Consider the following 18,897-nt stretch of genomic DNA (forward strand, 5'->3'; position numbering starts at 1 on the left):
TACGAAGATACGCGGAGACCTGCCAGCGGCGTAGCCGGCCGCCACCCGAGCCCTTGTCAGGAAGGCGCGCGTGAGCCTGTCAAGACGGTCCTACACCGCGGTGCTCAGACTTTGCGGGGTGTCCCGGTTTTGGCCCCGGCCCGCGCCCGGGCCGCTCTGGGCGATGAGACGGACTTTTCCGCCTTGAAGCCTAGCGCTTTCATGGCGGCCGACAGCGTGCAGCGGGCCTTCTCGTAGCCGTCCCAAGGCGAGTTGCCGATGGCGACGCGATCGGCAATGTTGGCCGCTGTCCAGTGCGCCGGGCCGCTCAGGCTGTCCAGCTCCTCCCAGCCGACCGGTACCGACACGCCCAGTCCGGGCCGGGCTCGTAGCGACCAGGCGCACACCGTTGTGGCGCCGAAACCGTTGCGCAGGTAGTCGGGGAAAATTTTTCCGACACGGTTGCGTGGCCCGCTTCTTGCCACAAACCGGTCGGGAATCACCGCGGAAAGATGCCGCGCGATGGCCTGTGAGAAATCCTTTACCGTGTCCCAGCCGAAGGCCGGCTTCAGAGGCACCACCACATGCAGGCCCTTGCCGCCGCTGGTCTTTAAAAACGCCGGCAGGCCGAGCTCCTTCAGCAGGGCGTGGACCAGTTGCGCGGCCTCACGGATCTGCGCCCACGACACCCCTTCACCGGGGTCCAGGTCAAAAATCATGCGGTCCGGTTTCCCGATGGACCGCGTGGTGGCGTTCCAGGTGTGGAACTCCATCACATTGAGCTGGGCGGCGGCCAGCAGCGCCTCTGCCTTGGTGATTTCCAGCAGGGGGGCATGGCCGGGATCCAGCGCCTGGTTCAGCAGCTTGATGCCGGGGATGGCGGTTGCCTGTGCATGTTTCTGGAAAAAAAGTTCGCCTTGCACACCGTCCGGGGCCCGCACCAGCGCCACCGGCCTGGCCCGCAGGTGCGGCAGGATCAGTGGTGCCACCTGCGCGTAGAACTGCACCAGGTCGAGTTTGGTCAGGCCGCTTTCCGTATCGATGACGCGTTCGGGATGTGTCACGCGCAGCGTCCCGGTGTCCGCCGCGGGGCGGCTGGTGTTGCGCTTGCCGGACGCTGCGCTGGCGGGAGATGGCGCCGGTTTTTTGTTCGCCTTCATGAGGTCCTCGATGGGTTGCGCCGATTCACGCTTGACCTTGCGCGCGTCCTTGTCGGTGCGCAGGCCCTGGAACACGGCGTGGCGGATGCGCCCGGTGTGGGTCCATTGTGCAAAACTGACCTCGGCCAGCAGCACCGGTTGCACCCAGTGCCCTTTGACCGACGCGGGCAGGTCGGCAAAAGCAGGGCGGGGCGCTGCCAGTGCGGCGAGTTTGCCCTGCAGGTTTTTCAGGGTGTTGTCGTCAAATCCGGTGCCCACATTGCCGGCGTAACGCAGTGCGCCCTGGTCGTCATACACGCCCAGCAGCAGGGCGCCCAGGCCGGCGCGCGAGCCTTTGGGGTCGGTGTAGCCACCAATCACGAACTCCTGGCGCAACTGGGTCTTGAGCTTGATCCAGCTCGGTGAGCGGCGCGACACATAGGGGGACGCTGCACGTTTGCCGATCACGCCCTCCAGCCCCAGGCGGCGTGCGGCAGCCATCAGGTCCGACGTGCCGGCATCGAAGGTTTCGCTGAAACGAATGGCATCCTGCGCGGCCGCCTGCACCAGGGTCCGCAGGAGCTTGCGCCGCTCCACCAGCGGCATCGCGCGCAGGTCGTAGCCGTTGTAATACGGCAGGTCGAAAACGTAGTAAATGATCTGCGCGGTGCTGCCGCTGTCAAAGGCATTCTGAAGTGCGCCGAAATCAGGCAGCCCTTTGCCGTCGAGCACCACGATTTCGCCGTCCAGCCAGGCGGAGCGCAGGCCCAGCCGTGACAGGGCGTTCACCAGTGTCGGCAGCCTGGCGCTCCAGTCATGCCCGTTGCGCGTGAAGCAGCGGATGGAGGGGCCCTCCAGACGTGTCAGCAGGCGGTAGCCGTCGAACTTGATCTCGTACACCCAGTCCTGGCTGTCAGTCGGCGCCTGCGTGACCAGCGTTGCCAGCTCCGGGGCCAGCGTGCGCGGCAGCGCGTCCTTCACCGCGCCGGGCAGCTCGCGGGGTGTGGCGGCGCTCTTTTTTCTGGCGCCGGTGCTGCCGGTGGATGCGGCCCTGGCCGGCGCTTTTTGGGCGGTGGTTTTTTTGCGCGGTGTCAGCGGGTTGCCGGTGATCACGCTGTCGGGCAGCGCCTGCAGCACGTCGTAGTCGCTGGCCGGCCGTGCCGCGTCGTCCCTTTCCTTGATCAGCAGCCAGGGCGCCTGTCGCTCTTCGCTTTTGCCGTGCATGCGCACCAGCGACCAGCGGCCATGGAGTTTTTCGCCCTGCAACTCGAACTTGAGTTTTCCGCTTTGAAGTCCTGCCCCCGGGTCGCCGTCAGGCCGCCAGGTGCCGCGGTCCCAGACGATGACATTGCCGGCGCCGTAATGCTTGTCGGGAATGGTGCCTTCGAAGCCTGCGTAGGAAAGCGGATGGTCTTCCACCTGCACTGCCATGCGTTTGACCCCGGGGTCCAGGCTCGGGCCTTTCGGAACGGCCCAGCTTTTCAGTGTGCCTTCGAGTTCCAGCCGGAAGTCGTAGTGCAGATGGCTGGCGTCATGCTTCTGGACCACAAAGCTGCGTGCGGAAGAGCGTCTGCCTCCGGCGGCCGGTTCCGGCGTGTGGTTGAAATCGCGCTTGGCGCGGTAGGCCTGGAGCGGGTCGGCGTCAGCCATGGGTGCGCGGCCGTCTTCGTATTCAGGCGGCGCGGCGCCGACCCGCGGCCCCGGTTTTGGCGGCCGGCTTGCGGGCTGATGCGATACCGGTGGGCTTGGCCGGCGTTTTGGCGGTGGGTTTGGCGGTGGGCTTGGCGGCCGCCCCGTCTTTGTGGCGCAGGCTGCGTTGCAGCAGCTCGGTCAGGTCGATGATTTTTGCGCCCGCGCCGCCGGATGACTCAGCGGCCGCTTCCGGCTGCTCGACGCTTTCCACCTTGCCCTGCTTCACCTTCTGCTGGACCAGGGCCATGATGGCATCGGTGAACGAATCCTTGAACTGCTCCGGCTTCCAGGTGTCGGTCATGTCGTCGACCAGCTGCCGGGCCATGGACAACTCCTTCTCGGACAGGCCGGCCGCCTTGGCGCCCTCGGGCGGAAGGTCCAGTTCGTCCCAGCTGCGGATTCCGGTGCCCCAGCGCAGCAGGTTCAGAACCAGCCCCGGACCGGAGGGCACCAGCACGGCCAGGTGCTGCTTGGTCTGTATCACCACGCGTGCAATGCCCACTCTTTCAGTCTTGAGCAAGGTGTCGCGCAGCAGCGCGTAAACCTTCTTGCCCTTGTTGATGGGCGCAATGTAGTAGGGCCGTTCCAGGTAGACAAAAGGAATGTCGGTGTTGGCGACAAAACTCTCGATCTCTATCGTCTGGGTGGTTCTGGGAAAGGCGGCCGTGATCTCATCGTCGCTCAGCACCACGTACTGGCCGTCCTCGTACTGCACGCCGCGGACGATGTTTTCCTTCGTGATTTCCTTGCCGGTCTTCTTGTTGATGCGTTTGTAACCCACCGGGTCCATGCTGCGTTTGTCCAGCCAGTCGAAGTCGACGCCGCTGTCGGCGGTCGCTGAATGCAGCGACACCGGAATGTGCACCAGGCCAAAACTGATGGCTCCTTTCCACAACGCTCTTGAAGCCATGCCTATCGCCTCCTGTCTGCCATGTTGAACTCTCCTGTGCCTGTACGTGGGTACCAGTGCCTGACCTTAATTCGCGGGGGGTGCCGGGTGCTGTCGGCAGCTGTCCGTTGCTGCCGTAGGACGGCGGCGCGGCCCGGCTTCGGCCGGTGGCATCCCCTGAATTGCTATGAAATACATAGCTGTTTCCGCCCGCTCCCATTGGGCTGAGAGCCTGTTTCGTCCTTGGTTCCGAAGAAAAGGGCTGTGCGTCGGTGCGGTTGCCGGTCGTTTTGGATCAAGCCAGCGTCCTACAACGCGCCATGCGGCGCAGTCCTAAGATGGAACTCTTGCCCTTTCACTGGAGACAACCATGATGATTTCCCGCCGCCACGTCGTTCGTTCCACCCTGGCGGCTGCAGCCGCGGTGGCACTGGTTTCCGGTTGCAGCATGATGCCGTCGCAGTCCAACCTGATGGCCTTCACAACGCAATTGCGCGGCGCCAACGAGGTGCCGCCAGTCGCCTCAGGCGCCAGTGGCCAGGTTGATGCCGTGCTGAACAAGGACACCAACCTGCTGCGCTGGCAACTGAGTTACGCTGACCTGAGTGGCCCTGCGACTGCTGGCCACTTTCATGGTCCGGCTCCGGTCGGCGCCAATGCGGGTGTGGCACTGCCTTTCACCGGCCCCATCACCAGTCCGATGTCCGGTCAGGCCACGCTGACCCCGGCGCAGGTGGCCGACCTGATGGCGGGCAAGTGGTACGCCAACATCCACACCGCCAAATTCCCCGGTGGTGAAATTCGCGGGCAATTGACTGCCCGCCCCTGAGCGACTGAGTCCGGTGGGTCAGCGGAGCCCCGCCTGGGAGGCAGGCGGGCAGGGCTCCCGCCACCTTCTGGCAGTTCCCGGCAGACCGGACCACCCGTCCTACAGGCAGGGACCCTTGGCGCTGACGGGCGATTGCCTCCTCTCGCGCTAGCCTGATCTGGCAATGTCAACACCGCTGCCAGCCAGCGGGCAACACAGGAGAGCAGCCATGAGCAACCATCCCGACCCGTCCGGTCATACGCCGGCGCACAACAAGCCCAAGGGGCCTCAGCCAAACAGTGGCAGCCAGCAGGCCCTGTCCGAAAAAGCCGCCAACAGCCCCGCCAGCGTGAAGGCGCGGGTCGACTCGACCAACATGCCCGACAAGCCGCCGCTGGATCACCAGCACACACCCAACAGTTCGGGCCGGAAATAAAACGCCAGCCCAGCCACCCGTCAACCCATTGATTTCAAGGATGCCACCATGACCAGAAAACTCCCCACTTTTCTTATTTCAGCAATGCTGCTCGCCTGCGGTTCGGCCGTACTGGCCCAGCCTGTGGCCATGGAGGAACGGTTGCTCGAGCGCGGCGCTGTCGCCGACAGCACGCCGCAACAGAAATACCGCACCGCCATCAATGAGGCAGGTGGCGGCTACAAGCTTTATCTGGAAGACTGCGCAACGAAGGCTGCTGCAGAACGCACCGCATGCCGCCGTGAGGCCAAGGCGGTTTATGACCGCGACATGGCCGCTGCGCGTCAGCTGTTGCGCAAGTAAAGAGAAGCGAAGAGGGCGGGCGCAGCGCCTGCCCTCGCCCGAACCTGCTCAGCTGTGTTGCCGAAGCAACCGGATTCCGACGACTTTCCCTCCGGACGTCGCCCGCCAGGGCGGCGTTATTCAGCCGCCTGCTGGCGTCGCAGTTCGCTGCGCTTCATGGTGAGGTAGGCCGTGCGGTCGATCTCATGCAGCTGGCGTGGATAACGTTCCGTGGCGTCAAACCATTGCTGCAGGCGCTTTTCAAGTTGATCGGCGGGTGGCGCTGACAGCGATGCCATGTACGCGTCAATGGCCAGGTAGTAACGCATGGTGTTGCGCTCCACCGCACCCCGCATGCCATCCACATGGGTTTTTTCACCACCGGCCGGGTTGTCCATCCGTGTGAAGCCGGTTTTTCCGCTGCCGACCGTGGCCAGGTAACCCTGCATGGCCATGCGTCCCGCCATGCCGTAACCATAGGAATACTGCAGGTGCATGAAGGACTTGCCGGCCGCAAGCGGCACCACCCGCAGGTTGATGCGGTAGTTGTTGGTCCCCAGCGGGCCCTTGTCTGCATTGATCTGTACCGCCATGTAGTCCGGCGTGGCACTGTCCAGCTTGAAGTCAAAGGCCAGGGTGTAAGCGTCCTTGACCTCCTGCGGCACCTTCTTTCCGATGCTGACTTCCAGCCCCGACGGGCTGCCGTTGCCGCCGGTGGTGCGGCAGAACTTGGTGTTGAGGTGCAGCATCAGCACGTCGCACCAGTTATCGGGATTTTTGAAAGCCGTGGTCACGGCTGAAAACGGGTAATTGATGACCGCGTAGGCGTTGCCGCTCACGGCATTGGCGGCTTCGGTGGATTCAATGACCAGCGGCCTCTGAAACTCATTGCGCGCCAGCTGGGGGGCAAGGGCGGTGTATCTGGCCTGTAGCACCGCGGCGCTCGAGTCGCTCGAACCAGCCATGGCGCTTCCGGCAAAAGCCGTGGCGGCTATCAGGCCTGCGGCGGCTTGCCAGGAAAAAGATCTTTTGCGTGCTTGAGTCATCGTGACAGTTTGCCTTCCGCAGGGACAGTGTTTGGCGGCTTGCTCTTCCGTCCTACATGGTTTGGGCGCGAAGGCGAAAGTTAAAGTGGCAAGTCAGCGCAAAACCCTTGTTCGGGCGTCAAAAGATGCAACCAGCGGTAATTCTGCTCAGTCCAGGTATTTGCCGCCATTGACCGACAGCGTGATGCCGGTGATGAAGCCGGCTTCATCGGCGGCAAGGAAAACGACGGCGCGGGCGATTTCCGCTGGTGTGGCCAGGCGGCCGACCGGTACGGTCTTCAGGATCTGCTCCATCACCTCGGGCCGCACGGCGCTGACCATGGCGGTGTCGGTGTAGCCCGGAGCAATGACATTGACCGTGATGTTGCGGGAAGCGCCTTCGAGCGCGAGGGACTTCGTGAAGCCAATCAGCCCGGCCTTGCTCGCCGCATAGTTGGTCTGACCGGCCTGGCCGGACAGGCCGTTGACCGAACTCATGTTGATCACCCGGCCAAAACGGCGTTCGCGCATGCCTTCAATCACTGCGCGGCACATGTTGAAGCAGCCACCCAGGTTGATGTCGATGACCTCGCGCCACTGCTGGGCGCTCATCTTGTGCAGCATCACGTCGCGCGTGATGCCGGCATTGTTGACAAGCACCTCGATCGGCCCGAGGGCGGCCTCGACCTCCGCGACACCCGCGATGCAGGCGTCAGCGTCGGCCACGTTCCAGGCAAAGGCCGCCATGCCGGTGCGAGCCGTGAAAGCCTCGGCAGCAGGCTGGTTGCTTCCGTAATTGACGGCCACGCGATAGCCCGCAGCGAGCAGGGCTTCCGCTGTCGCGGCCCCAATGCCGGCGGTGCCGCCGGTGACCAGTGCGACCCGCATGTCAGGCCTTTCCGCCGAGGTGTTTCAAGATGGCCGTGTTGCCCGAGGCGGGGAGGTTGGTTATTGGGGGTTCGCTGGTGGCCATGGTTTTCTCTGCGTTGGTTTACAGGCTTGACACAGGGCTCGCACCCTTCCATGCCACTGTAGGAAAGGCCAGGGTGGCCAGCGTTGAGATGGATCAAGTCAAGAGGCAAGAGGCCCGCGCGATTGTTTTTTTTTGCGCTGTCCAGGCAGGGCAGGCGGGCCAACTCCAGCTTGCTGGCACCCGCCGAGCGCACTGCCGAGCGCGCCAAGGCCATCTCCGGGCCGATCGGGCTGGTCGATGTCTTCACCCCATTTGGCGGTGCCGGCGAGTTGCTGAAAGACCTGCGTGAGAACGTTTTCGCCGGGCAAACCCTGCATCAATTGGGACCGGTTTCAGACGGACTGGCAAAGGTCGTTGCCTGGGATGCAGTGAAGCAAGACAAACCCTTGAATTGACTTCAAGGATTTTTCCCCTTAAGTCGCTTCTCTCCTGGCAGAAATGTCCGCGGAGGATAGGGCGGTTGTGAAAAAGGCTCAAATGAGCTAAAATTAAAGATCATTTGAGGATTTTTGCTCATGACCATCGCCACATCGACATCCAAAACCCTTTTGTCGCCAGCGTCCAGGGCCGTACTCATCGGGCGGCAGAAGAAGGGCGTTTTTGCTTGGGAGCGGCTGGAAAAGAGCAGCCATACAGGCTACGCTGACATCTACGTCATGCCTCCCATCGACAGGGCCGTGTTGGTCAAGAAAGGTGCACCGTCCAGTATGGTGGGGGTGATTTCCAAAGAGATGGACATGACGAAAGAGCGTTTTGTCCGGATCATGGGCCTGCCGCGGGCGACGGTGACTCGCAAGATGGCCAACAACACCGATCTGTCGCCTGATGAAAGCGAGCGCCTGGTCGGCCTGGCCAGGCTGATCGGGCAGGTGGAAACGATTGTCAAGCAGTCCGGGGACCCTGCGGGGTTCAAGCCGGCCAAGTGGTTTGGCGAATGGATCGAACAACCAGCGGCTGCGCTGGGCGGCCGCAAACCCGAGGAACTGCTGGACACCGCTGATGGTCGGGAAGCTGTGGCCAGGCTGCTGGCGCAAATGCAGTCGGGCGCCTACGCTTGAGTGGCGTGGCTCTGTGGCGAATCGCCACCGATGCGCCGGCTTACGTGGCTGAAGATCTGGGAGGCAAGGGCGCTGAAATCACTGGAGGGCGCTGGAACGCGGCTGGAACGCCCATGCTTTACACCGCTACCAGCATCGCCTTGGCTTGCCTGGAAACCATTGTTCATCTGGATGGCAGCAAATCCTTGCCTTTGAATCGCTATCTGGTGCGCATCGACGCTCCTGCCGATGTCTGGAGCCGGGCGATCACCTTGAAGGTAAAGGGCGATGCGCATGTGGGCTGGGACGCTGTGCCTGCAGGCAAAGTCAGTATCGATTGGGGCAACGCCTGGTGTGCAAGCCGCTCCTCAGCCTTGGCGCTGGTGCCGTCCGTAGTGGTTCCCGAAGAGTTCAATGTGCTGGTCAATCCGCGCCATCCCGACGCGGCCCGACTCAAAGCCACCAAACTTCGCAAGTGGACCTATGACCCCCGGGCGTTGGGCCGCTAGTTGTAGTTTCCCAAGAGGTTGCTCACCCGAGGTGAAAGAAGCACTTTCTGCCTTATCCATTTACTATTTAACATAATATACATCGTGGAAGATAAACCAAGCAAGCCAGAACAGCAGAAATCGCTGCCAAGGCGCCCCAGCCTTGAAACCGCCAGACTCAGCCCTCCGCGTCTGGCCGTTTTTTCAGCGTCGTCCCCGATTCAACGGTTTACCACTTGCCCGTGGCTTGCCGCTTGCGGACGGCTGCGGCGATGAGGTCTGCTGAGTCTGTGCGGCTGACGCGCTGGGCAAAACCGATGGCTGTCAGGCCTTGCTGGTTTTTCAGCAAGGGATCGGCGCCGGCATCCAGCAGCAGTTTGACCGCGGGTGTGGTGCCGTATTGGGCGGCCATCATCAGCGGTGTGGTGCCGTTGGGTGATTCGGCATCAATGTAGGCGTGATTTTCAAGCAGCAGGTCCATGATGGCCAGGTGCCCCTTGCTGGCGGCGTAATGCAGCGGTGTCCAGCCGGTCTTGTTGACGTCGGCATCCCGCTTGATCAGGGCCGCTGCCATTTCCGCGTCGCCCTTGATCGCGGCCAGCATCAGCGGGCTTTCGCCATTGGCATTGAGCGCGTTGACGTTGGTTTTGGGCCAGTCCAGCAAGGCCCGGGCGGCTTTCGGCGATGGTTCCTGGATCGCCAGGGACAGGCCATGCTGGCCTTTGGGGTCGACGGTGTTGGCATCGAAACCACGGGTCAGCAGTTGCCGGATGGCGCCGGGGTTGTCCTGCTTGATGGCCACGAAGAAGTCTTCGTAGGAACCAGCATGTACTGAAATAAATCCAGTCACCACAACTAGATAGACGACTTTTTTAAAGTGATTGATGAGGTATGTTTTCATGCCAGAACGCCCGAAAAAAGCCGCTCGAAGTTGCGGCTGGTGGCCTCGGCAATGGCCTCGACCGGCATCTGCCGGATCTCGGCCACCTGCCTGGCCACATAAGGAACATAGGACGGATTGTTGGTTTTGCCGCGGTAAGGCATGGGCGCCAGGTAGGGGCTGTCGGTCTCGATGAGGGTGCGGTCCAGCGGCACAAAACGGGCCACTTCGCGCAGGTCGGCGGCGTTCTTGAAGGTCAGGATGCCGGAAAACGAGATGTAGAAGCCCAGGTCCAGTGCGGCGCGGGCCACCTCGGCGGTTTCGGTGAAGCAGTGAAACACCCCGCCGGCCCGCCCTGCTCCGTCGGCCGTTTCGCCCTCTTCCTTCAGGATCGCCAGCGTGTCGTTTGATGCACTGCGGGTGTGGATGACCAGCGGTTTTTGGGTCTGGCGCGCGGCGCGGATGTGGGTGCGAAAGCGTTCACGTTGCCAGTGCATGTCGGCGATGCTGCGCTCGCCCAGGCGGTAGTAATCCAGGCCGGTTTCGCCAATGGCCACCACCTTGGGCAAGGCAGCGCGTTGCACCAGGTCGTCCAGGGTCGGCTCGGTCACGCCTTCGTTGTCGGGGTGGACGCCGACGCTGCACCAGAAGTTGTCATAGGTGGTGGCCAGCGTGTGAACCGTCCCGAACTCTTCGAGCGTGGTGCAGATGCACAGCGCACGATCCACCTGGGCCTGCGCCATGGCTTCGCGTATCTGCGGCAACTGGGCCTGGAGTTCGGGAAAACTCAGGTGGCAATGGGAGTCGGTGAACATCGGCAGGGATTTTTCAGTATCAAAAATGGCTGTAGCCCATGCCAGACGGGCGCAGACAGCTATCAAAAATGTAGCTAGCCGAAACCGGCCGGCAAGGGCCTAGATCGTCTGCGTCGGACGGTCGGAGGCCAGGTGGGCGCCGAGGATTTCCTCGATCTTGATCTTCAGCAGGCGGGACTTTTCGTCGTTGGGAAAACGCACGCCCACACCCTGGGTTCGATTGCCGGAGGCCCGCGCCGGGGTGACCCAGGCCACTTTTCCGGCCACCGGGTAGCGCTGCGTGTCTTCGGGCAAGGTCATCAGCACATACACGTCGTCGCCGAGTTTGTAGTCCCGCGCCGAAGGGATGAACACGCCGCCTTCAGTGAACAGCGGGATATAGGCGGCGTAGAGCGCGGCTTTTTCGCGAATCGCCAGCTGGATGACACTGGGCCGGGCCGCGCTGGAACTGGTGGCGGTAGCACCGGCAGCACCGGGAGAACCAGCAGGAGGCGTTGTACTCATGAGCCTAGTTTATCGGGTTGAGCACCAGACTGTCAGCAAGAAACGGCGCTTATTTTGAATTGAGTGCCAGCTGCGCACGGCTGACCAGCGCTTCGAGCATCAGCCCGGGGTTGTAGGGGTGTTCCACGGTACGCGCCGTGGCGGCCAGTTCCTTGGCCCAGGCGCTCAATGCGGCAAAGCCGGGGCCGGTTCCGACGCCCGCCGCACCGGGTTTGCCGGCGGGCCGCATCGGCAAGTCCGCGTGGCGAAAAAACCGCGGTTCGGCGCCCGCCCGGGTGACTAGCATGTCGTGGCAGAGCTTTTGCAGCGCATCGACGGCCTGGGCCGGCCCGAAGTCGCTGAGCGCCCCGACCTCGCCCCGGGCCATGGCTTTGGGAAGGGCCTGCCAGTGCTGGGCGATGGCGCTGCTCGCCCCGGCCTGCGCGCGTTCCAGCGCGTCGGCCGGCCGGCCGCCAGCCGCGGCCAGCAGGGTGTGCAGGTCGGCGGCGGCCGGCAGTTTGCCGGCCTTGCCCTCCGGCCCGGCGCGTTCTGCCAGCCAGGCCAGGGCCTGATCAAAATCCGGCCAGTGCATGGTGTGGCCCTGGCAGCGGCTGCGGATGGTGGGCAGCAGCTGGTGCGCGGCCTCGGTGGCGAGGATGAACTGCACCGCACCGGGCGGCTCTTCCAGCGTCTTGAGCAGCGTGTTGGCGGTGATCGCGTTCATGCGTTCGGCCGGGTAGACCAGCACCACCTTGGTGTTGCCGCGCGAACGCGTGAACTGGGTGAAGGTCACCGCCTCGCGTGCCGCGTCGACCTTGATCTCCTTGCTGGGCTTGCGTTTCTTGCTGTCCAGGTCGTCCTGGGTTTTTTCATCCAGCGGCCAGCCAAGTGCCAGCGACAGGGTTTCGGGCATCAGCATGCAGAGGTCGGCATGGGTGTGGACCTCGACCGCATGACAGCTGCCGCACACGCCGCAGGCGCCCTGCGCCGTGGGTTGCTCGCACAGCCAGGCCCGCGCCAGCGCCAGCGCCAGGTCGAACTGGCCCAGGCCGGATGGGCCGCTGAGCAGCCAGGCATGGCCGCGCTGGGCCAGCAGGGTTTCCAGCTGGGTCTGCAGCCAGGGCGCCAAGGGCGGGCTGGGTGCGGGGGAATCGCTGGTCATCAGAGCCAGCCCTTGCCGGTAAACACACTGTGCACCGACTGCCACACGGCCTCGCGTGTCTGGCTGGCGTCGATACGGGCAAAACGTCCGGCGTCGGCGGCCATGCGGTCGGCATAGCCCTGGGCCACGCGGCGGAAAAACGCCACCGGCTGGGCTTCAAATCTGTCCGGCTCTCGGGCGCCTGTCAGGCGCCGGGCGGCTTCTTCAGGCGGCAGGTCGAACCAGACCGTCAGGTCGGGCTGGACAATCGGCGCCGCCTCTTCCTTTGGGCCGAGTTCAAGAACAAAATCAGGCCCCAGCCCCCGTGCGTCCTGCGCCCACAGCTCCAGTTTTGATAGCACGTCGAGGTCGAACCCGCGCCCGCCACCCTGGTAGGCAAAGGTCGCGTCGGTGAAGCGGTCGCACAGCACCACATCGCCGCGCGCCAGTGCCGGGGCGATCACGGTGGTCAGGTGGTCGCGCCGCGCCGCAAAAATCAGCAGCGCTTCGGTTAGCGGGTCCATCACGTCGTTGAGGATCAGGGCACGCAGCTTCTCGGCCAGCGGCGTGCCGCCCGGTTCGCGGCTCAGGGTCACGGCCCTGCCCTGCGCCTTGAAGGCCTCGGCCAGCGCGCTGATGTGCGTGGACTTGCCCGCGCCGTCGATGCCTTCGAAGCTGATGAACAGGCCGGTGATGTCTTTAGTCATTGTTGGTGACGCCCGGACAGGCTTTCCCCTTCAAGCAGGGGCCGCGGATCCGGCTTCGCCGGGCCGCAGGCGCAGCGGCCCCCTCGGGGGGCAGCGCATTACACGAAGTGAAAAGCGTGAGGGCCATATTTCAGCGCTGGTATTTGTTGACGGCGCGGTTGTGCTCGTCCAGGCTGCTACTGAAGTGGCTGGTGCCGTCGCCGCGCGCCACAAAATACAGGGCCTTGGTCTGGGCCGGCTGCACCGCGGCCAGCAGGGCGGCCTTGCCGGGCATGGCAATCGGCGTGGGCGGCAGGCCGGTGCGGGTGTAGGTGTTGTAGGGAGTGTCGGCCTGCAGATCGCGCTTGCGCAGGTTGCCGTCGAACTGCTCACCCAGGCCGTAAATCACCGTCGGGTCGGTCTGCAGCAGCATGCCGATGCGCAGGCGGTTGCTGAACACCCCGCCGATCTCCGGCCGGTCCGAGGGTTTGCCGGTTTCCTTTTCAACAATGCTGGCCAGGATCAGGGCTTCATCGGGCGTCTTCAGGGGCGTGTCCGCGCTGCGCAGGGCCCAGGCCCCTTCCAGGCGTTTGTCCATCGCGCGGGCTGCACGTTTGAGGACCGCCAGGTCGCTCGAGCCCTTGGCATAGGTGTAGGTGTCGGGGAAAAACCGGCCTTCGGGATGCACGCCGGGCTTGCCCAGCTGGGCCATGATGGCTTGCGCGTCCAGCCCCTGGGTGTCGGGTTTGAGGGCTTCTGCTTTTTGCAGGGCGGCGCGCACCTGGCGGAAGTTCCAGCCCTCGACCAGGGTCACGCTTTTGAGGCTTTCCTCGCCGCGCACCAGCATGCTCAGCAGCGTGCGCGGCGTGGTGCCCTGTGTGATCTCGTAACTGCCCGCCTTGATCTGGCGCGCCTGGCCCGAGAGGCGAAACCAGGCATACAGCAACACCGGCTGCACATCGGCACCGCTGGCGGCCACGACCTCGGCCACGCGCTGGGCGGGGGTGCCGGGCTCGATCTCGAGGTCCAGCACCTGGCTGCCGGGCTGCAGCTTCAAGGCCAAAGGTTCGTGCAGCCACCAGCCGACGGCACCAAACACCACCAGACCGGCGAGAAACGCCAACACGAGCAAACTCATCAAGAAACGACGCACAACCCTGTTACCTTCCAGAAAACGACTGGTCTATGATAATTCAGCCCATGTTGTCCTACCGCTCCGATTCCCCGCCCGCTTCCCTGCCATTGCCCAAGCTGCCGCCCCAGCCGTCCGGCGTTGCCGAACTGACGCACCTGGGCGTGATCCGGGTCGCCGGTGAGGAGGCCGCCAAATTCCTCCAGGGCCAGCTGACGCAGGACGTGGCGCTGCTGGGCCTGTCCGAGGCGCGCCTGGCCGCGTTTTGCAATGCCAAGGGCCGCATGCAGGCCAGCTTCATTGTTTTCAAACGCAGCGAAGGCGAGATCCTGCTGGTCTGCAGCCGCGACATTCTGGCGGCCACCCTCAAGCGCCTGGCCATGTTTGTGCTGCGCGCCAGGGCCAAGCTGAGCGACGCGACCGCGGAGTACTCCCTCTTCGGAATGGCTGGTGATGCTATCCAAACCATAGCTGGTGGCGCACTTCCCGTCTGGACCAAGCTCGATGTTGATGCTGCAAACCTGGTCTTTCTGTATCCCGGTGCCGCCCAGCCACGGGCCTTGTGGTGCGCACCGGCCGGCACGCCGGTGCCAGCCGGCGCGGTGTTGCCGCTGGCGCACTGGCATTGGCTGGACGTGCAGTCCGGCATCGCCATGATCACGCAGCCGATCTTTGAAGCCTTTGTGCCGCAGATGCTCAACTACGAGTCGGTCGGCGGCGTGAGTTTCAAGAAAGGCTGTTACCCCGGCCAGGAAATCGTGGCGCGCAGCCAGTTTCGCGGAACGCTCAAACGCCGCGCCTATGTGGCGCACACCGACGGCACGCCGCAGTTGGGCCAGGAGGTGTTTCATGCCGCCGACGCTGGACAACCCTGCGGCCTGGTGGCCGCCTGCGCACCGCACCCGGCGGCAGGTTTTGATCTGATCGTGTCGATGCAGACCGGCGCCGCGGCCGATGCCGACGGCGGCCGGCTGACCCTGGGCAGTGCCACCGGCCCCGCGCTGGCGCTGCTGCCATTGCCCTATCCGCTGCTGGAAGATATCTAGCCGATGTGCGCCGCGCCGGGCCGCCCCAAGCAAGCACGGCCCCCTCGGGGGGCAGCGAACCACGCACAGCGGGGAGCGTGGGGGCGTGATAGATGTGCCTGATCGCCTTTGCCATTGGCGCCTCGCAGCGCTGGCCGCTGGTGATTGCCGCCAACCGCGATGAATTCCTGAACCGGCCCACGGCGCCGCTGGCGCGCTGGACCACCGAGGCGGGCCAGGAAGTGATCTCCGGGCGCGACCTGCGCGCCGGCGGAACCTGGCTGGGCCTGAGTCCCGGCGGGCGGGTGGCGATGCTGACCAATGTGCGCGAGCCGCACCCCGTCGCCGGCGAACGGTCCCGCGGTGAGCTGGTCATGCGCTGGCTTGAAGGCCAGATGGATGCCGGCGAGTTCATGACGCAGACTGACAGCGCGGCCTATGGCGCCTTCAACCTGGTGCTCGGTGATTTCCAGTCATCGGCCTGGCACTGGCTCAGCAACCAGACCGACCCCGACGGCGGCCCGATCCGGGGCTGGCAATCGTGCGCGCTCAAGCCCGGCGTGTATGGCCTGTCCAACGGCGCGCTGGACACGCCCTGGCCCAAAACCCGGGCGTTGAAAGCCGCGCTGCGCAACGCGCTGGATGCGGACCGACAGGAGGACCTGCAGGCCGGGCTCTGGTCCGCCCTGCAGGACAGGCAGCGCCCCGGCGACGCCCACCTGCCGCGCACCGGTGTGCCGTTGGCACTGGAACGCGCTCTCTCGAGTGTGTTTGTCGATTTTCCCGAGCACGCTTACGGCACGCGCAGCAGCACGGTGCTGGTGGCGCGGGCCGAACAAGACGGGTCAGCGGAGGTGACATGGGACGTCCAGCTAGACGAGCAGACCCATGAATGCCTTCCAGACTTACCAGACAGCTGCGCCAAGCGGAAAATTGTAGGGTTTGCTTCCTGTTCGGTTCGTTTCGGCAAGCGACGAGACGCCTGAGCCGGGCCAAGGCGAGCCAGGCGCTGACCATGCGGGCGGCTACAGTTTCGCAAGAAAGGAAGCTGGGATTTTTTTTCGAACAGTATTCCTGTCTTCTTCCGGCGCCGCGGCAAGCGCCTCACGGTACGACGACAGCGCTTTGGCTTCATCATTTTTCTGATGTGCATAGAGGTTGCCCAGATTGAGCAACCCATCCACCCGCTCAGCGGGCCATTTCCGGTTGCGCAGTTCCATGCCCTGGATCGCCAGTTCGTAGTCACCGTTTCGCAGACCCAGCACCCACGCCCCATTGACAATGTCCCGGTCAAAGACATCTTCAGTCAGGGATTTTTTTGTGAGTCTTATGGCTTCTGATTCCTGTCCTGTCCGACTGAGCAGGATGATTTCCAGAGAACGCACGGCTGGCGCTTGTGGCTGGATTTTTTTGCATCGATCAAGGTAATAAATTGCCCTCTCCAGATTGCCTGTTTGCACATAGCCACGCGCAATATTTGCCAGAATGACGACGACGTAGGGTCGCGATGGAACGACCGTTTCCCAGATCCGAATGGCGGTTTTCCAGTCGCCCCAGCGCGCCATTTCGTCGGCCACCATTGGCGTCAGCTTCCGGTAGTGCGGGTTGATGGAAATCCCCTGGCCCAGCGAATTCAACATGGCCGATTTTGTGGCGTCCCACCGGGGATTGTTTGGGTCCCTGGACTGGGAAATTGCAAGCGCCATCTGCACGGCCTTGACTATCTTCTCCTCTGACTCCATGGCCTGATGCGAAATGTAGGCAGCGAGTGCCATCAGCAACGCCGTCGTTAACGCCAATTGCCGGGAATAGGCGGGACGCCATGTCACGGCGCTGGCGATCCACCGGCCGCTCTTGTATAAACGGGCGTCCGAGGCTGTGAGTAAAGCCAGACAGATTGCAAAGATGGCACCCGTGCTTGCCAGGCGCCAAGGAAAACCGGCGTTGCTCACGATCATCAGCGCCAGGAGGCTCGACAAAGCTGTAGCCCTCAGCGGTGCCTCGGCCAGCGCCGCGTCATCCTGGCTCTTGAATGTCCTCCAGACTGCCAGCGCGAGATACGCCATCAAGGCCAGGACAAAGAACCATCCGATCAAACCGTATTCAGCGAGCAACTGAAGAATTTCATTGTGAGCGTAATAGTCCGTCTCGAGCTGAGATTCGGCCGTTTGATAGAGCGGTGCAAAGACTTCCCATGCGCCAGCGCCCACGCCGATCAGAGGATTGGACTGAATCATTCTTCCCGTTGCTTTCCACATGGTCAGCCGGATGGAAAAGGACCCTGTTTTGAATTCATCTTTTCCGATGGCCGAAGCCGTTCGGAGTAGACCTCGTTCCAGCGCGGTCTGCCCCTTGAGCTCGCCCAGGATTTTCGGATTGCCGGTTTGGATGGAGCCCAGACCGAACACGGTCACCAGTAGCAACACAACCACGAGTACACGCTGGAACCCACTCCATGCTGGAAAGAACAGCTGCCTGCGGTACAGAAAACCAACTACTGGGAAGACGACAAACAAAAGCAGCCACATGGCGGCCAATGCGGAGCGCGTGCCTGTCATCAACAATGCGACGATGCTCAGCGCTGAGGTAAACGTGAGTCCCAGGATCAATTTTGGGTTCCTGGCCTGCACCAGAAGCCAGAACGAAAATGGCAGAGCGCAGACCACATACTCCGCAAAGAAATTGCGATTGGCGAAAGTCGAGGCTGGATTTGGTCCCTGCGCGAAATAGCTGAAATTGATCCAGAACTGGAGGGCGGCCCACACCGAAGCGACAACTGCGCCGCCGTGGATGGCCCAGGCAAGTGCAGGCAGGCGCTCGCGGGAGAGCGTATTGAGGCCAATCCACAAAAGCAGGCTGAAAACAAACCACCGTATCGCCTCGACACCGCCAAGGTAGGCATGTGACCACACCATGCTGCCGAGGGCATAAAGCATCAGTGCCACCGGGAGCCACATCAAGGGATGCCAACGCAGATTTTCGCGGCGAGCACGCTGCTGTACAAAAAAAAGCAGGCCTGCGCCCAGTGCTGAAAACGACACCACCGTGGACTTGAGGGTGTCTTGCAACAGTGTTTCCTGGGGGGCGCCGATGGCCGGTGTCAGGAACATCATGAAACAGAGAATGGCCACCACCCAGGTGCCGTTGGCGGCCTCTGTCACCACGGTCGTACCGTGAATGCCTTCAGGCGCGACGCTTTCAGCCGGTAGAGCGAGGTGCCTGGGAGACTTCTTTTTCTTGACCATGAGAAAGGGGTTTTAACAAATTACCGTGACAACGTCTTGCTGATCACATCATGAATCCGGCAATGTCGCTCTGTGTCCGGATCACGCGCAGGGGCATTTAGTTGCGGGTAAGCATGCTTCTCATAGCCTCTTGACCATCTCGATATGGGCAATCGCCACCTCATCGAAAGGCTCGCCGCGTGGCGTGAAACCCATGCGGCTGTAAAAACCCTCGGCGCTGCGCTGGGCGTGCAGCAATACCTCGGTATCGCCGCGTTGCCGCGCGTGGGCCATCAGGGCGTGCAGCAGGTCGCGTCCCAGGCGGGTACCCCTTAGCACCCGGCTCACCGCCATGCGCCCGATTTTTCCGGTGCCGGGGGCGTGTTGCAGCAGCCGGCCTGTGGCCACTGGCTGGCCCAGGCCGTTGTAGGCCACGGCATGCACGGCGCTGTGGTCGGCTTCGTCCCATTCCATCTCCAGCGGAATGCCCTGCTCTTCGATGAACACTTCGGACCGGACGGCACCCGCATGGGGGCCAAGGTCGGCCCAGGAGCCCAGCTTGAGCGAAACCATGGGCTCGCCGGCTTCATAGGCGGTCAGGATGCGGCGCAGGCCGTCGGGCACCGGCCGGGAGGTTTGTGTAACGGGGTCGGCAAACACATAGATCAGCTCGCTGGTGATCAGCAACTGCTCGCCGCGGAAAATGGCGCCGGTGAACACCATG

At 63.3% G+C, this 18,897-nt stretch carries 20 protein-coding genes; 8 read left to right on the forward strand and 12 right to left on the reverse strand.

Going from position 1 to position 18,897, the window contains the following annotated elements; all coding sequences use genetic code 11:
• Window positions 1-104: 104 nt before the first annotated feature.
• Both ligD and PSV33_RS17500 read right to left on the reverse strand, forming a co-directional pair.
• Window positions 105-2,768 (reverse strand): DNA ligase D, encoded by a 2,664-nt coding sequence (gene ligD / locus PSV33_RS17495; protein ID WP_300563669.1) that lies wholly within the window; start codon window positions 2,766-2,768, stop codon window positions 105-107.
• Between the two features lie 22 nt (window positions 2,769-2,790).
• Window positions 2,791-3,720 (reverse strand): Ku protein, encoded by a 930-nt coding sequence (locus PSV33_RS17500; RefSeq protein WP_300563670.1) that lies wholly within the window; start codon window positions 3,718-3,720, stop codon window positions 2,791-2,793.
• A gap of 352 nt (window positions 3,721-4,072) precedes the next feature.
• Between PSV33_RS17500 and PSV33_RS17505 the strand changes: the two genes are divergently transcribed.
• The 3 genes from PSV33_RS17505 to PSV33_RS17515 all read left to right on the forward strand — a co-directional run bounded on the left by PSV33_RS17505 (window position 4,073) and on the right by PSV33_RS17515 (window position 5,285).
• Entirely contained in the window at window positions 4,073-4,528 is a 456-nt protein-coding gene (locus PSV33_RS17505) for a CHRD domain-containing protein (RefSeq protein WP_300563714.1), read from the forward strand.
• Window positions 4,529-4,736: 208 nt separating this feature from the next.
• The gene (locus PSV33_RS17510) at window positions 4,737-4,943 is read left to right on the forward strand and encodes a hypothetical protein (protein WP_300563672.1); all 207 of its coding nucleotides are present in this window, start codon (window positions 4,737-4,739) and stop codon (window positions 4,941-4,943) included.
• Between the two features lie 48 nt (window positions 4,944-4,991).
• Window positions 4,992-5,285, forward strand: coding sequence for a hypothetical protein (locus PSV33_RS17515; RefSeq protein ID WP_300563673.1), 294 nt, complete (start codon window positions 4,992-4,994; stop codon window positions 5,283-5,285).
• A 116-nt stretch (window positions 5,286-5,401) separates the two neighbouring features.
• On the opposite strand, the gene PSV33_RS17520 is transcribed toward PSV33_RS17515, so the two are convergent.
• Both PSV33_RS17520 and phbB read right to left on the reverse strand, forming a co-directional pair.
• Entirely contained in the window at window positions 5,402-6,310 is a 909-nt protein-coding gene (locus PSV33_RS17520; protein ID WP_300563675.1) for a hypothetical protein, read from the reverse strand.
• Window positions 6,311-6,457: 147 nt separating this feature from the next.
• The gene (gene phbB, locus PSV33_RS17525) at window positions 6,458-7,177 is read right to left on the reverse strand and encodes an acetoacetyl-CoA reductase (RefSeq protein WP_300563677.1); all 720 of its coding nucleotides are present in this window, start codon (window positions 7,175-7,177) and stop codon (window positions 6,458-6,460) included.
• Between the two features lie 255 nt (window positions 7,178-7,432).
• Here phbB and PSV33_RS17530 point away from each other — a divergent pair, with 255 nt between their 5' ends.
• The 3 genes from PSV33_RS17530 (at window position 7,433) to PSV33_RS17540 (ending at window position 8,808) form a co-directional block, all read left to right on the forward strand.
• Complete coding sequence (locus PSV33_RS17530) at window positions 7,433-7,657, forward strand: hypothetical protein (protein ID WP_300563679.1); 225 nt, start codon at window positions 7,433-7,435, stop codon at window positions 7,655-7,657.
• A 120-nt stretch (window positions 7,658-7,777) separates the two neighbouring features.
• On the forward strand, window positions 7,778-8,320 hold the full coding sequence (locus PSV33_RS17535) for an antitoxin Xre-like helix-turn-helix domain-containing protein (protein ID WP_300563681.1): 543 nt from the start codon (window positions 7,778-7,780) through the stop codon (window positions 8,318-8,320).
• A 5-nt stretch (window positions 8,321-8,325) separates the two neighbouring features.
• Window positions 8,326-8,808 (forward strand): RES family NAD+ phosphorylase, encoded by a 483-nt coding sequence (locus PSV33_RS17540; protein WP_300563716.1) that lies wholly within the window; start codon window positions 8,326-8,328, stop codon window positions 8,806-8,808.
• Between the two features lie 208 nt (window positions 8,809-9,016).
• Here the strand turns inward: PSV33_RS17540 and PSV33_RS17545 are convergent, their stop codons facing one another.
• The 6 genes from PSV33_RS17545 to mltG all read right to left on the reverse strand — a co-directional run bounded on the left by PSV33_RS17545 (window position 9,017) and on the right by mltG (window position 13,945).
• On the reverse strand, window positions 9,017-9,688 hold the full coding sequence (locus PSV33_RS17545; protein WP_300563683.1) for an ankyrin repeat domain-containing protein: 672 nt from the start codon (window positions 9,686-9,688) through the stop codon (window positions 9,017-9,019).
• Entirely contained in the window at window positions 9,685-10,482 is a 798-nt protein-coding gene (locus PSV33_RS17550; RefSeq protein WP_300563686.1) for a TatD family hydrolase, read from the reverse strand. The genes PSV33_RS17545 and PSV33_RS17550 overlap by 4 nt, the downstream gene beginning before the upstream one ends.
• Before the next feature lie 99 nt (window positions 10,483-10,581).
• The gene (locus PSV33_RS17555) at window positions 10,582-10,986 is read right to left on the reverse strand and encodes a PilZ domain-containing protein (RefSeq protein ID WP_300563688.1); all 405 of its coding nucleotides are present in this window, start codon (window positions 10,984-10,986) and stop codon (window positions 10,582-10,584) included.
• Between the two features lie 49 nt (window positions 10,987-11,035).
• On the reverse strand, window positions 11,036-12,127 hold the full coding sequence (locus PSV33_RS17560; RefSeq protein ID WP_300563690.1) for a DNA polymerase III subunit delta': 1,092 nt from the start codon (window positions 12,125-12,127) through the stop codon (window positions 11,036-11,038).
• The gene (tmk, locus tag PSV33_RS17565; RefSeq protein WP_300563692.1) at window positions 12,127-12,813 is read right to left on the reverse strand and encodes a dTMP kinase; all 687 of its coding nucleotides are present in this window, start codon (window positions 12,811-12,813) and stop codon (window positions 12,127-12,129) included. The genes PSV33_RS17560 and tmk overlap by 1 nt, the downstream gene beginning before the upstream one ends.
• A gap of 130 nt (window positions 12,814-12,943) precedes the next feature.
• Window positions 12,944-13,945 (reverse strand): endolytic transglycosylase MltG, encoded by a 1,002-nt coding sequence (mltG, locus tag PSV33_RS17570; RefSeq protein ID WP_300563694.1) that lies wholly within the window; start codon window positions 13,943-13,945, stop codon window positions 12,944-12,946.
• A gap of 47 nt (window positions 13,946-13,992) precedes the next feature.
• On the opposite strand from mltG, the gene PSV33_RS17575 reads away from it, so the two are divergent.
• Together PSV33_RS17575 and PSV33_RS17580 are read left to right on the forward strand one after the other, a co-directional pair.
• Window positions 13,993-14,970, forward strand: a complete 978-nt coding sequence (locus tag PSV33_RS17575; RefSeq protein WP_300563695.1) for a folate-binding protein — start codon at window positions 13,993-13,995, stop codon at window positions 14,968-14,970.
• Between the two features lie 92 nt (window positions 14,971-15,062).
• Window positions 15,063-15,935 carry an NRDE family protein gene (locus PSV33_RS17580; protein ID WP_300563697.1) on the forward strand — a complete coding sequence of 291 codons (873 nt, stop codon included), beginning with the start codon at window positions 15,063-15,065 and terminating at the stop codon, window positions 15,933-15,935.
• Between the two features lie 39 nt (window positions 15,936-15,974).
• On the opposite strand, the gene PSV33_RS17585 is transcribed toward PSV33_RS17580, so the two are convergent.
• Window positions 15,975-18,194 carry an O-antigen ligase family protein gene (locus PSV33_RS17585; RefSeq protein WP_300563699.1) on the reverse strand — a complete coding sequence of 740 codons (2,220 nt, stop codon included), beginning with the start codon at window positions 18,192-18,194 and terminating at the stop codon, window positions 15,975-15,977.
• 120 nt (window positions 18,195-18,314) lie between these two features.
• Window positions 18,315-18,897: GNAT family N-acetyltransferase (locus PSV33_RS17590; protein ID WP_300563700.1), on the reverse strand; the 583-nt coding region annotated here is incomplete at its 5' end.

It is taken from the genome of Polaromonas sp. (assembly GCF_029945895.1).
Classification (GTDB): Bacteria; Pseudomonadota; Gammaproteobacteria; order Burkholderiales; family Burkholderiaceae_C; genus Polaromonas.